The 14,118-nt window shown below is 56.2% G+C and carries 10 protein-coding genes; 6 read left to right on the top strand and 4 right to left on the bottom strand.

Annotation, left to right across the window (positions count from 1 at the left end; translation table 11 throughout):
* Positions 1 to 59: 59 nt before the first annotated feature.
* The 4 genes from M0412_RS16725 to M0412_RS16710 form a co-directional block, all read right to left on the bottom strand.
* A complete protein-coding gene (locus tag M0412_RS16725; protein WP_080819110.1) occupies positions 60 to 1,283 on the bottom strand; it encodes an amidohydrolase/deacetylase family metallohydrolase in 1,224 nt (407 codons plus the stop codon).
* Between the two features lies 1 nt (position 1,284).
* Positions 1,285 to 2,160, bottom strand: a complete 876-nt coding sequence (locus tag M0412_RS16720; RefSeq protein ID WP_065117645.1) for an ABC transporter permease — start codon at positions 2,158 to 2,160, stop codon at positions 1,285 to 1,287.
* Positions 2,160 to 3,101 (bottom strand): ABC transporter permease, encoded by a 942-nt coding sequence (locus tag M0412_RS16715; RefSeq protein ID WP_269699445.1) that lies wholly within the window; start codon positions 3,099 to 3,101, stop codon positions 2,160 to 2,162. The genes M0412_RS16720 and M0412_RS16715 overlap by 1 nt, the downstream gene beginning before the upstream one ends.
* Positions 3,102 to 3,365: 264 nt before the next feature.
* Positions 3,366 to 4,892 carry an ABC transporter substrate-binding protein gene (locus M0412_RS16710; protein ID WP_269699444.1) on the bottom strand — a complete coding sequence of 509 codons (1,527 nt, stop codon included), beginning with the start codon at positions 4,890 to 4,892 and terminating at the stop codon, positions 3,366 to 3,368.
* Positions 4,893 to 5,327: 435 nt separating this feature from the next.
* Between M0412_RS16710 and M0412_RS16705 the strand changes: the two genes are divergently transcribed.
* The 6 genes from M0412_RS16705 (at position 5,328) to M0412_RS16680 (ending at position 13,738) form a co-directional block, all read left to right on the top strand.
* The gene (locus M0412_RS16705) at positions 5,328 to 6,452 is read left to right on the top strand and encodes a glycosyltransferase family 4 protein (RefSeq protein WP_142842732.1); all 1,125 of its coding nucleotides are present in this window, start codon (positions 5,328 to 5,330) and stop codon (positions 6,450 to 6,452) included.
* Between the two features lie 309 nt (positions 6,453 to 6,761).
* Complete coding sequence (locus M0412_RS16700; protein WP_269699443.1) at positions 6,762 to 8,498, top strand: type I secretion system permease/ATPase; 1,737 nt, start codon at positions 6,762 to 6,764, stop codon at positions 8,496 to 8,498.
* Entirely contained in the window at positions 8,491 to 9,804 is a 1,314-nt protein-coding gene (locus tag M0412_RS16695; protein ID WP_269699442.1) for an HlyD family type I secretion periplasmic adaptor subunit, read from the top strand. Before M0412_RS16700 ends, M0412_RS16695 begins: the two co-directional genes overlap by 8 nt.
* 191 nt (positions 9,805 to 9,995) lie before the next feature.
* Positions 9,996 to 10,958, top strand: a complete 963-nt coding sequence (locus M0412_RS16690; RefSeq protein ID WP_269699441.1) for a rhizobiocin — start codon at positions 9,996 to 9,998, stop codon at positions 10,956 to 10,958.
* A 149-nt stretch (positions 10,959 to 11,107) separates the two neighbouring features.
* Positions 11,108 to 12,157, top strand: coding sequence for an acyltransferase family protein (locus tag M0412_RS16685; protein ID WP_269699440.1), 1,050 nt, complete (start codon positions 11,108 to 11,110; stop codon positions 12,155 to 12,157).
* 384 nt (positions 12,158 to 12,541) lie between these two features.
* Entirely contained in the window at positions 12,542 to 13,738 is a 1,197-nt protein-coding gene (locus tag M0412_RS16680; protein ID WP_269699439.1) for a polysaccharide biosynthesis/export family protein, read from the top strand.
* Positions 13,739 to 14,118: the final 380 nt, after the last annotated feature.

The following is a 14,118-nucleotide window of genomic DNA, read 5'->3' as shown; positions in this document are numbered from 1 at the left end:
GGACGGGTATCCCGTAATGTCTGCGGAAGGCGGAGCGTGCCCCGCCATTCCATTCGGGTTCAGCGCCAGGAATAACCATGGCTGTGGCGCACCAGCTTGCGCGCCCTTGGAATATAACGGCTGGCGGCAATCGCTTCCGTGCCGATGACCGCGTAACGCGGCTCGAACAGACGCGTCAGGCGCGCCACATCGCCATTTGAATCGGTCGCTTCCAGATCGGAATCCACGAGATCGAAAATGGTGAAGTCGGCGCGCTGGCCAACATCGAGACGGTTTTCCATATCGAGGCGGATGACGGAGGCCGGATTGCGGGTAACGGCCTCGACGACATTTTCGAACGGCATATCGACCGACAGCAGCTTCGACATGGTCGTCGCCAGATCCCAGACCGGGAAATTCATCGAATGGCCATGCAAATCCGTCGAGATCGAGAACGGCAACAGGCCGCGTGCAATCGCCGCTTCCGCCACCTTGAAGGAGAAGGAGGCGCCGCCATGGCCGATATCCAGCCGGATGCCTTCACCGGCGCAGCGTTCGGCAAGGTTGAACAGGTCCTCGTCTTCCATGATGCTGGAGCCCGATTTGCCGTTGAAGCAATGGGTCACGACATCACCGGGGCCGAGGATTTCCAGCACCTCGTCATAGAGTGCCGGCGGTTCGCCCACATGCACCATCATCGGCACTTTCAGGATCTTGGCGATCTTCTTGCCGAGCTTGACCGGCGTCACACCCCAGGAACCGGTGATGACATGGCTCGCCCGCACCTTCAGGCCGACAATATGCTCGCTGTTTTCGGCGTAACATTCGAGGATACGATCTAGGTCGATATCCTTGATGTCGCGCAGTTCCGGCACCCGGTTGCAGGCAACAAGGCCGATGGAACCGAGATTGAGAAAGGCCTTGATGCGCTCTCTCGAGGGTTCGATGATATATTCGCGGAAACCGTGGAAATTCGCCTCGCCCGCCGAACCGGCATCCACCAGCGTCGTGACGCCGCGTTCCGCCCCGCATTCGGAGGGGCGGATGGAGATATCGGTGCCGCCGTGCCAGATGTGCACGTGCAGATCCACCCAGCCGGGCGAGATGAAGGCGCCCTTGGCATCGATACGCTGTGCATCCGCAGGCGCCTGCAGGGCAGAGCCTACCGCGGCGATCTTGCCATCGCCGCCGATCAGAATATCGGTCGAGGCCTGGGACGCCCCCTTTCCGAAACCGACAGGTTTGACATTGGTGAGAAGAATGGGAGCTTGAAGAGGCGCTTTCGCCTGTTCGCCGGACGACATATTACAAATCCCTTCGCAGTCTTGGGTCGAGCATGTCCCGCAGCCCGTCGCCGACCATTTGCAGCGACAGCACGGAAAGAATGATGGCAAAGCCGGGGAAATAGGTCATCCAGTCAGCCTGGCCGATATATTGGCGGCCAGCGGAGATCATGGTTCCCCAGGTGGGTATCTCGGGGCTGACACCGAGCCCCAGAAAGGAAAGGCCCGCCTCGGCCAGCATGGCGCTGGCAAAAAGGAAGGTGCATTGCACGAGGATGGGCGAGACCAGATTGCGCAGCACATGCCGCGTCATGATGTGGAAGGTGGAAATGCCAAGCGCCTTCGCCGCCTCCACATAGGGCAACTCACGGATCACCAGCGTCGAGGCGCGCACGATGCGGGCAAGGCGCGGCGAATAAACGACTGCAAGCGCGATGATGACAGTCGTCAGGGACGGGCCGAGTGCCGCCACCAGCGCAATCGCCAGCAGAATATCCGGAAAGGCCATCATCGCATCGATCAGGCGCGCAATCGGCGTATCCAGCTTCTGGAAGAAACCGGCAAGCAGGCCGAGCGTGATGCCGATCAGCGCCGAAAGCGCCACCACGGCGGCCCCGACCAGAAGTGACAGCCTTCCGGCATAGATGGTGCGGGAAAACACGTCGCGGCCGAACTCGTCGGTGCCGAACCAGTAGATTTCGCTCGGCGGCTTCAGGCGGTTCACAATCGACAGTTTCGACGGCGAATAAGGCGCAATCATCGGCGCGAAAACGGCAAGCAGCACGAAGACGACGAGAACGATAAGACCGGCAGCGACCGTCTTCCGCTTCAGGAGACGCCGAATGAACAGGATGGTCGGGTTGCGCGCCGGCGGGGTGGTGGAAACAATATCGGCCATCAGTAACGAACCCTCGGATCGACCAGCAGATAAAGCATGTCGATTGCAAAATTGATGAGCACGTAAAGCCCGGCGATGATGAGAAGCGCGCCCTGAATGACCGGATAATCCCGCCGCAGCACGGCTGAGACGACAAGATTGCCGACGCCCGGCAGGCCGAAGACGGTTTCCGTTACCACTGCACCGGAAATCAGCACGGCGGCGGTGAGGCCAAGCACGGTGAGAATGGGAATGAGCGCATTCTTCAGCGCATGTTTCATCACCACCCGGCGCTCCTTGACGCCCTTGGCTCTGGCGGTGCGGACATAATCGTCACCGAGAACATCCAGCATCGAGGCGCGGGTGAAGCGCAGAATGAGCGCGGAGGAAACGAGGCCGAGCGCGATGGCCGGCAAGGTCAGGTGATACATGCGCTGCAAGAAGCTGGCACCCGGCCCGCCATAACCCGAAACCGGAAACAGATCGAGCCGCACGGCAAAGACCTGCATGAGGATGAGGCCGAGCCAGAAGCTCGGAATGCTCGCCGCCAGCATTGCAATGGTGGTGGCTGCCTGATCCACGAAGGAACCACGCCGGTAAGCGGCGTAGATGCCGATGGGCAGCGCGATGACGCTGGCAATCAGCAGCGAAAAGATTGTCAGGAAGAAAGTCGGCTCCGCCCGGTCCAGCAGTGCCGATCCAACCGGCATGTTGAGGAAGATCGACTGGCCGAGATCGCCCTTCAGCAACTGGCCGATATAATAGACATATTGCACGCCAAGCGACTGATCGAGACCGAGCCGGGTGCGCAGCTCGGCAATATCCTGCGCCGAGGCATCCGGCCCCAGCATCACGGCAGCCGGGTCTCCCGGGGTGACGCGCAGGATGACGAAAACGATGGTGACGACGAGGAACATCACCACGATCATTCCCGCAAGTCTTTGGAAAATATACCGTATCACGTATCAAGGCTCCGAAGCGGGTGATAGGCCGCGACCAGGCGACGGTTGAACTGAGTTAAAGATGAATGCCGACACCTCCGGCACTCAGGGTCGGGAAAAACGCTTACTTCCGTCATGCCGGACTTGATCCGGCATCCAGCTACCACGCGTCGGCGTGGTAAAAGAATCCCTTGCGATCAAGGACTTGATCGCGCTGGATCCCGGCTCAAGGCCGGGATGACGGGGTGCGGCCGTAGCACCCAGCACCCCGAGACCAAGCTGATCCTATTTCGTGACCGAAGCGTTCCAGAAATACGGCCACGGAGCCGGGTCGACACCATCAAGCTTGTTGGACTTGGCCGCTGCGGCATTGAAGTCACCGATCTTGATGAGCGGCAGCTCGGCATAGATCGTCTTCTGCACGTTGGCCCAAAGCGCGAGGCGTTTTTCCGGATCGGCTTCCGACGTGAAGGCGTCAACTGCCGCCTTGCGTGCCGGCGTATCCCACCAGCCCGGTGAGCTGGTGGACAGAGCTCCCATCAGCGCCGGTTCCGGCAGGAAGGGGCTGTGGCTGATATAGATGTCCCAAAGCTTCGGATCGGCGCGGCGCTGCGTCAGCGTCGCCCAGTCCACCACCTGCATATCCACCTTGAAACCGGCAAGTTTCAGATATTCCGCCGCCACCTGCGCCATCTTGTAATGGAACTCATATTGGCGGCTGGTGAGGATGCGCAGTGGCTCGCCATTATAACCGGCTGCCTTCAGCTTTTCGGCGGCGGCTTCCGGGTTGCCGACATTATAATTGCCCTCGACACCCTCTTCCGTGTGCCAGGAAAAATTGTCGGGGTAATAGGCACCGTCCAGAGCGTAGAAATCCGTGCTGCCGAAAGCGGCTGCGAGCATGTCTTCCATGTTCAGAGCTTCGGTCACGGCCTTGCGGACCTCGAGCTTGGAAGCAAGCCCCTCCTTGGTGTTGAACACGAAGACCGGGAAACCGAATGGTTTCAGCATCATCGGCTGCGAGGCCGACGAGGACTTCACCTTGTCGAAGGATTCCACCGGAATGGAATCGACATAGTCATATTGTCCGGAAACAGCGGCTTCGACGCGGGTATTCGGATCAGGCACCGGGACGAAGCGGATTTCATCGAGATACTGATGGCGTGCACCGCCATAACCGTCGCTCTCGCCGTCACGGGATTTGTAGCCATCGAAACGCACGAGCTGGATATATTGGTCCGCCTTGCGTTCCTTCAGCATATAAGGACCGGTGCCGACAAATTCGGCCATCGGCTCCGCCTGTTTTTCAGCCGGCAGAATGATGGCGGCGGAGTTGTTGAAAGCCAGAAGCGAGGTCAGCGGCGCATAGGCCTGCTTGAGGGTGATCGTCACCGTTCCGGCATCGGGCGCGGAAATATTGTCGATGAAACCGGCGGCCTGCTTGCCGCGTGAGGCGATCTTCATCCAGCGGCCGAGCGAGGCGACGACATCTTCCGAGGTCATGTCGCTGCCATCATGGAACTTGATACCCTGCCTGAGCTTGATCGTGTAAGTTTTGCCATCCGCACTGATTTCCGGCAGACTTTCGGCCAGAAGCGGCGTCACCTTCCAGCCCTTGTCGAAGGTGTAAAGCGTTTCGAAAATATGCTGCGTGACGATGCCGACCAGATCGGCGGTCGAGGCCATGGGATCGAGTGTCGGCGGCTCGCCGATCGTCGCGACGTTGATGACGCCACCCTTCTCCGCGGCCATCATCACACCCGGCGCCAGCAACAGCGCGGCGGTGGCGAGAAATGCAATTTTACGTCTCATGTTGAAGCTCCCAGCTTTTTTTATCAACTCGATGTTCCATTATTATGTTATATGCATCTTTATAACAGAATATCCCGATAAGACGCCTTGTCAATGACCTCGTGGCGAGATCTCGGAATTCATGGGTTGAGGAACCAGCAGGAAATCTTTGCCAGCGTTAAAAGCAAGCTTTTGGGAATGACGGCCACGTCTTCCGGGCGAGACAGAAGAGAATTAACAGGTCGGGATATTTCGCATTTGCGAACAAACTGCTATTGAAGATCGAACCAAGACCAGTTTTCGACCGACATCGCTTAGCATTCCTATTATTTTTATATCATTCCGTCTCCGGCAGCCGCTTTTTCAGGACTGGAGACAAGCAGGCCATTCTATACCGCCGAGTTTTTTCGAAGGCGGATTATAAATTTTTATTACGTTGAAATTATTGAGGAAATTATGAAGACGGCAATCGTCCATGACTGGCTCACCGACCGAGGTGGGGCTGAAAAGGTGCTTCACAACCTTCTCGAAATCTATCCTCACGCGGATCTTTATTGCCTTGTCGATTTCATGAGCGAGCGCGACCGGGGCTTCCTCGGCGGGCGGCCCGTCAACACCTCTTTCATCCAGAAATTGCCCTTCGCCCGAAAGAAATACCGTTCCTATCTGCCGTTGATGCCGCTTGCCATCGAACAATTTGATCTCAGCGGTTACGATCTGGTGATCTCCTCAAGCTATGCCGTCGCCAAGGGTGTCATCACCGGTCCGGGCCAGTTTCACGTCTCCTATATCCACAGCCCCATCCGTTATGCCTGGGATCTCCAGCACCAATATCTGAAAGAAACAAAACTCAATCGCGGCTTCGCCTCATGGATTGCGCGCGCCATCCTGCATTATATTCGCATGTGGGATATACGCACCGCCAACGGCGTTGACCTGATGACGGTCAATTCCAAATTCATTCGCAACCGGGTGCGCAAATGTTACGGGCGCGATTCAACGGTGATCTATCCGCCGGTGGACACCTCGCATCTGTCTCCTTCCGAATGGAAAGGCGACTATTTCGTTACCGCGTCGCGGCTAGTGCCCTATAAGAAAGTGCACCTGATCGTCGAAGCCTTTGCGAAGATGCCCGAAAAGCGCCTCGTCGTCATCGGCGACGGACCCGACATGAAACGAATTCGCGACATCGCCGCGCCCAACGTTGAGATCCTTGGCTTCGTCGGCAATGAGGAGCTTCATAAATACATGGCGGAAGCCAGGGCCTTCGTTTTTGCGGCAGAAGATGACTTCGGCATCGTGCCGGTGGAATCGCAGGCGCTGGGAACACCGGTCATCGCTTATGGCAGAGGCGGCGTGCTTGAAACGGTCATCCCGCTCGGCGCTTCAAACCAGCCGACGGGCCTCTATTTCGGCGAACAGACACCGGAAGCGATCTGTGCCGCCGTGCAGGAATTCGTCGATAATTCCGAGCGCTTCGACAAGAACGCCTGCATCGACAATGCCGCCCGCTTCTCACGGGAACGTTTCCTGCGGGAATTTGCCGATACCGTGAATTTTGCACTGGCGGAACGGGCCTGAACGTCAACGACCCGTTGCGCGGCTGAAGACCGAGCCGTGTCGATCGATAATGCTAAACCGCTGGCGGCACGCCTGTTAATGACCGCGCCGAAGTAGATCCAGATCAGCGATCTCGCCTCAGCGCGAAGCATTTAAATATCGAGGATGCATACACAAAGGCCAGCCCTAATTATTAGCCGGATTTATTGTTGCAGGTTGCCACCGCAGCACTAAACCTAAGATGCTTTAATCGGTTTACCCAGTTCATTCTCAAACAGCATTGCCTAATTTTATTTATTGTGCGATTTTCGCGCAGTTTTAGGTGTTGATATGTTTTTATTTAATTCTTTTTTAACAAAAAATAGGCGCGCTTTTTTCGCTGTCGGCCTTGCCAGTGCGCTGATGAATATTCTTAATCTTTCCGGCTCGCTCTTCATGCTGGAGGTTTACGATCGCATTTTGCCCAGCAAGAGCATCCCTTCGCTTGTCGCGCTGGTCGTTCTCCTCATCATTCTTTACGCCTTTCTGATGGGCTTTGATGTTTTGCGCAGCCGGATATTGGCGCGTATCGCCGATACCATCGACGACGCGCTCAATCAGAAGCTTTTCAGGGCATCGATCGGCGCTCCTCTTTTTGCCTCCGCCAAGATCGATGGCTTGCAGATCGTCGGCGATCTCGATCAGATACGTCAGTTTTTGTCCGGTCCGGGCCCCGGAGCATTTTTCGATATTCCCTGGCTCCCCATCTATCTGCTGATCTGTTTTGCCCTGCACCCGTGGATCGGCTTTGCCGTGCTTGGCGGCGCCGTCATTCTCGTCATTTTGACGCTTTTGACCAATTGGCTCACTGAAAAGGCCACCAAACAGGCTTATGCCGCGCGTGGGCAGAGAAACACGCTCGTGGGCAACAGTCAGCGCAATATTGAATCCATCAAAACAATGGGCATGATGGGTGCGGTGACCTCGATGTGGAGCGATCTGCATTCTCAATATCGTGCCGTCACCCTTTCGACCTCCGATACGGCGGGCATGCTTGGCGCGATATCGCGCACATTCCGCCTGCTGCTGCAATCCGGCGTCATGGCAATCGGCGCCGTGCTGGTCATCGATGGCAATGCATCGGCGGGCAGCATCATCGCAGGCTCGATCCTTTCGGCAAAGGCGCTTGGCCCCGTCGAACATGCAATAGCCAACTGGCGCAGTTTCATGACGGCACGACAGGGCTGGAAGCGCATCAACGAATTTCTTGAACTGGTGCCTGAGCCGCCACCGCCACTTTCCCTGCCGCGGCCGCAATATACCGTTGCCGTCGATCGTGTGACGGGTGGGCCGCCGAGTGCTGCGCGCGATACGGTTGCCGATATTTCCTTTACGCTGAATGCTGGCGACGGGCTCGGTATCATTGGTCCAAGCGCGTCCGGAAAATCAACGCTGGCGCGCCTGATGACGGGGATCTGGCCCTATGAGCGCGGTTCCGTGCGCTTCGATGGCGCAGCGTTGAACCAATGGGATTTCGAGGTTCTCGGCAAATCCATCGGTTACATGCCCCAGCAGGTGGAGTTGATGGCGGGAACCGTCGCGCAGAATATCGCGCGATTTGACCGTGATGCGACAGCGGAAGCAATCGTTGCGGCGGCCAAGGCGGCTCAGGTTCATGACCTGATCCTGAGCCTGCCCAGCGGTTACGACACCTATATCGGCGATCGTGGCGAGGCCTTATCGGGCGGGCAGAAGCAGCGCATCGGCCTTGCCCGCGCGCTTTTCGGCGAACCGTTTTTTGTGATTCTGGATGAGCCAAACTCCAATCTGGACAGCGAAGGCGAGATGGCGCTGCGCAATGCAATCGGCGACATCAGGGCGCGGGGCGGCATCGTTGTCGTCATCGCCCATCGTCCCAGCGCCATCGAAAGCGTCAATCTCGTGATGGTCATGAGCGGCGGCCGGATGCTGCGCTTCGGCACCAAGGAAGAAGTGCTGGCGCAAATCCTGCGGCAAAACCTGCATCAGGTACCGGCAGCGGAGGAAGAAACGCGCAAGATCGAAAACCGGGTGGGCGAAAATGGTTGAGCAGGAAAAAGCCGGCGTCACGAATGCGTCTCTTCTAAAGCATTCCGCCGCAGTAATGGTTCTCGCCATCGGCCTGCTCGTCGGATTGGGCGGCTGGGCAGCCATGGCAAAGCTTGCCGGCGCAGTCGTCGCCACGGGACGGGTCGTCGTCGAAGGCAACTCCAAGAAAATCCAGCACCTTTCCGGCGGAATTGTCAGCGAGATCAGGGTCGCCGAAGGCGACAGGGTCGATGCAGGGCAGATTTTGCTGCGGCTGAGCGACACGATCGTTCAGGCCAATTTATCCATCGTTGAGAACACGCTCGCGCAACTTTATTCGCGCCGTGCCCGGCTGCGCGCCGAGATTACCGAGGCCTCGTCTTTCACCGTGCCGGAAGATCTGGTGGAATTGACCAATCCGAAATCCGCCAGGACATTCATCGACAGCGAACAGGGGCTTTTTAACAGCCGCCTCAGCGCGCTGACCGGCATGAAAAAACAGCTGGCAACGCGCAAGGAGCAACTTCTTGATGAGGCGCGAGGCATGGGCGTTCAGGTTGAGGCAACAGAAAACGAGCTTGCCATCGTCAAGGAGGATGTTTCCAAGACGCAGGAACTTTACAGCAAGGGGCTCGTCACGCTTCAGCGGCTCAATCTCTTGAAGCGGCAGCTGTCCAACCTCGAAGGCCAGCAGGGCCAATATATGGCGGCCCGCGCCCAGACGGTGGGCAAGATGAGTGAAATGGACCTGCAGTTGCTGCAGCTCGACGAAGACCGCAAGTCCGAAGTTACCAAAGACCTGACATCGGTCGAGGCAACGGTCGCCGAATACGAAGAACGGCTTGCCGCAACCCGCGATCAGCTGGATCGCCTTGATATTCGCTCACCGATCGCCGGGCGTGTCTATCAGCTTTCCGTGCACAATATAAACGGCGTCATTCAGCCGGGTGAAGTGCTGATGCTGGTGGTGCCGGAGAAAGACGACCTTGCAATCGAAGCGGACATACTTCCGCGAGACATTGACCAGATTTACGTCGGCCAGCCGGTCACCATCCGGTTCACGGCCTTCAACCAGAGCACGACACCTGATATCGTTGCCGAAGTCGCCATCGTCGCTCCCGATCTACAGATGGATTCCCGAACCGGAGCCTCCTTTTACACCCTGCGGATCAAACCGGATAAGATCGGGATGCATCATCTTCCGGGCGGAAAACTATACCCGGGAATGCCGGCGGAAGTCTTCATACAGACGAGTGAGAGAAGCGTTCTGTCCTATTTCGTGAAACCGTTTCAGGACCGGCTTAATAAAACGTTCATACAGGAATAAGCTTCTTTTTGCTGCATGTTATCCAAATGAAAACATTCACAAAATATGCGGGTCGATACTCAGTATAGTTAAAAATAAGCGTAAATTAGTCTCTTGTTTTATTATTTTTTATGGATTAAATATCGTAGGCATTGCTAAGTTTAGAGTAAATTTCAATTCATTTCAGTCTCAAAAATTTATAGGAGAGTAACATGGCATTAACTGTCACTTTCGGTAATGGCGGCGCTTCGACGGTTTCGTCGCTCACCAATCTCATCGATCAGGAAGCTTACAAGCTCCTCACGGAATCGACGACGCAGACCAAGAACGGCTCCTCGCTCAATTCCGGCGTCGTTGATGTCGGCGCCGTTTCGGTTCCCGGCAGCAGCGTGGGCGGCAAGGTCGATGTTGGATACGACGCCAGCACCAACAGCTTCAATTTCGACGTGACGTCGGCATGGAACTCGGTGAAAAACGTTCTCGCCAAGTCCGACTCCGCAGAAAACCTTTCGTTCAAGGATTTCGTGCAGGTTGACGTTCACCTTGGCGGCACCACCGCTTCCAACGTTGAAGTTCTCAATGCCAAGCGTGGTAATATCTCCACCGGCTCGGGCAATGACACGGTCACCCTCTCACTTCTGTCGAACGACAAAGCCTGGGTAAACGCCTTCAACATCGACACCGGTGCCGGCAACGACACCATCATCGTCAAGGCGGGCTCGGCCCTTAATGATCTGTCTTCGGCGGGCGCAGGCGGCGTTGCTGCCGGCACCAATGTCGTAAACGGCGGCAAGGGCATCACCGACGGTAGCGCAACCTCTGTCACGATCAACGCTGGTGACGGCAACGACACGATTGATCTTAGCGGCGTCAAGCTCGCTTCGTCGCTGGTAACCGGCGGCAAGGGCATCGATCACATCATCGCCAGCGGCGGTGCCGATACTTTCGTGTTCAATCTCGGCGACATGGCCAAGAGCCTTGCGACCGACTCCATCAGTGGCTTCAACGCCAGCGTGGACAAGCTCAAGCTGGTTGGCACGACAATCTCGGACTGGACGCTGTCGAACTTCGGCGACGACACCGTCCTCGACTACAATGTGGACGGCGCGCACAAGGGTGAAAAAATCATCGTTTCAGGTGTTCACCTTACCGGCAGCGGCTGGTTCACCGCATAATTCTCTCAAAGAGAATTTGCATTAGCAGCGCCATTGCCTAAAATGATCGTGGTCCGGATCGTATATCCGGACCACGATTTTTTTGTCCTGAAATTTCTCATTCTCTTTTGAACTTTTAGATTTTATCAAAAACTTTTCAGAGCACCGAGATGGAACAGAAAAAGTCGCGCGACAATAGTTATGATGTCGCCAAAGGCCTGTGCATGATCCTTGTGGTTTTCGGTCACGCGGAAAGGGGACTAAGCGTTTCCGGCGCACCACCGCAATTCAGCCTTCTGGGATTTTTCGACTACACGATCTATACTTTTCATATGCCGTTTTTTTTCTTCGTTTCGGGGCTTTTTTTCTCATCTGGAAAAACGACGGACCCCAGAGATTTCCTGGGCAAGCTGGGAAAAAATATCGCTTATCCCTATCTGTTCTGGTCGCTCCTGCACGGCAGCCTCATGGTTGCCATGGGGCGTCTCGGCCTCACAAATACTGTCATTGATTTTACCAGAATTCTCGAAATCCTGTGGAATCCGATCAGTCCCTTCTGGTTTCTCTACGCGCTGTTTTTCTGCCAGCTCGCATCCTTTGTTTTAACACAGCTATCCGCGCTAGTCCGCCTGGCACTCGCACTTGTTCTTTTCACACTGCTTTATTCACTCAGCCATTCCGTCCTCTGGGATATCGCCTACGGCTTCGTGTATTTCACACTCGGCATCGTCGCGAAACAATATGGTTTTCAGCAGCGACGATACGATACGCGCTCATTTCTCGGACTGCTCGTAGCCTTTGCAATTTCAGCCTATTTGTCATGGCAAGCCGAGATTCCCGAAAGGCTCCCATTTATCTCCGCTGTTCTCGGCATCTTTCTGGTGATCGCACTATCGCAAATTCTCGCGAGGAGCGAAAACGCGATATCGTCCGTATTTGAAACGCTTGGGAGACTGTCCGTCGGCATTTATGTCATGCACATCATCGCCATCGGCTTTGGCCGGGCTGTTGCAGTAAAACTGTTTCAGGTGACAGATATGGCAAGCCTTCTGGCAATCACGACAATCATCGGTGTTGCGCTGCCGGCCATCGTTCAAATGGCCGCCATCCGCCTTGGCATCCATGAGTGGCTGGCATTGCCCGCCTCGGCCCATAGAAGATCAAACGACATCACACCGTCTTTCGGGCGCATCCGCAAAAAGCTGAAAAAACATTCGTAAAACAAATAATTACCAATTCGTGATATCAAGACATAAAGAAACTTCTCAAGCGTGACAAAACTGCACTAGCGCAATGCAGCAATCGAAGAGATTATGGCTCTGACTGAATATTAAAAGCAAAGACATCAACGCTCCTCTGAACCACGAATGTGCGCGATTGCAGCTTTCTGGCACAGATGATCGGTGAATGAACTTGAAGCATCGCCTGGAATTGGGCATATGCCTGATGCGGGCAGAAGCAGTTTCTAAATACGTTTCTGCTTAAGGAATGTAATACCGGTGAAGTTTACTTTACCGGCTCTGTTTATGACGTGTCTATTTTTTAAAAATTATACGATGTCCGGACTGTTTTACTTTTCGGACGAAATTCATTTTGAGGACCAAATGCGTTTATTGAATGTTTCGATTCTGCTTGCCTCCGCAGCACTGACAGGCTGCACGGTCACAGCGGCGTCCGGGCCTGATGCGGCGTCAATCGAATCCAACGCTTCGGTAAAATTCGGTTCCAAGGACAAGCAGAAAACCGCAGGCGTCGACTACGCGCTGATCGACATAAACAGTTCCGTCCTGAATTATGTCGGCGATACCACGACAACGACCCTGCTCGGCAGCTTCGGTGGTGGCAAGGGCGGTGTGCCTGCGCTGCCAATGGGTGTCGGCGACGTGGTGCAGGTGGCGATCTTCGAAAGTCAGGCGGGTGGTCTGTTCATCCCGAGTGATGCGGGCAGCCGCCCCGGCAACTTTATCAGCCTGCCCAACCAGACGGTGGATCGGGAAGGCAATATCAGCGTGCCCTATGCCGGCAAGATCCGCGCGACCGGCCGCAATGTCGAGGATGTGCAGAGCGAAATCGAGGAGCGACTTGCCAACCGCGCCATCGAACCGCAGGTTCTCATCACCAAGATTTCCAGCCGTTCGGCGCAGGCCTCCGTGCTTGGCGATGTCAAGGAGCCGACAAAGGTCCAGCTGTCGGAAGCGGGCGATCGCGTTCTTGACGTGATCTCCTATGCCAAGGGCCTCAGCGCGCCCAATATCGAATCCTATGTAACGCTGATCCGCCGCGGCAAGACTGCGCGCGTCAACTATAATCACCTCGTCAGCACGCCGAGCGAGAACATCTATGTGGTTCCGGGCGACACGATCATGGTGGAACGTGAGCGCCGCACTTATCTCGCCTTCGGCGCTTCCGGCCTCAACGGCCGTTTCGAATTCGAGGACGCCGATCTCAAGCTTTCGGATGCGCTCGGCAAGGCGGGCGGATTGCTCGATTCCCGCGCGGATCCGGCCCAGGTCTATGTCTATCGCACCGTCAAGCGCGAGCTTCTGGTCAAACTGGGCATCAATACGTCCAAGTTCCCCGGGCAGGACGTTCCGGTCATCTTCCGCGCCAATCTGCGCGATCCCTCCACCTTCTTCGCCAGCACGAAATTCCCGATGCAGGATCGCGACATCATCTACGTCACGAATTCGCAGGCAACCGAACTTTACAAGTTCCTCGATCTCGTCGGCTCCGTTCCCGCAACGACGGGCAATGTGGCCGAGGATGTACTTGCGACGCGCAACGCCATCCGGGCCTTCTGACCCATGGCATCGCGCCGCTGACACCAAAGCCGCCCCGGAAACGAGGCGGCTTTTTTGGCTGAAACCATCAGCGGAGATTGTCCGCCGGTCAGGATGCATATCGACGACATTCCGCTCCAGCAACTGACGGCACCGGTGAACACAGATGCTGATCGTGGAGGCAGAGGCCGACGCTCAGGCAGCGGCTGTCGCGTGGTAAGCCGGCGACCGACATCGACCAAGAACCGCCACACCCCCTGCTCCGCAAGGCGTAGCGCCGTGGCCATTGTCGCCGCCATTACAAAAGTTTAAGGTGATTTCGCAGCGCAATGGGTATCTTCTGGGTGGCAAGCTGCTCCCAAGGCTTGCCGCACATGTTCGGGAAACATGTATCGCTCTCA

Source organism: Agrobacterium sp. O3.4 (genome assembly GCF_041414895.1).
GTDB classification, from domain to species: domain Bacteria; phylum Pseudomonadota; class Alphaproteobacteria; order Rhizobiales; family Rhizobiaceae; genus Agrobacterium; species Agrobacterium cucumeris.
The sequence above is the reverse complement of the archived record's forward strand: the minus strand, read 5'-3'. Positions and strand labels throughout refer to the sequence as shown.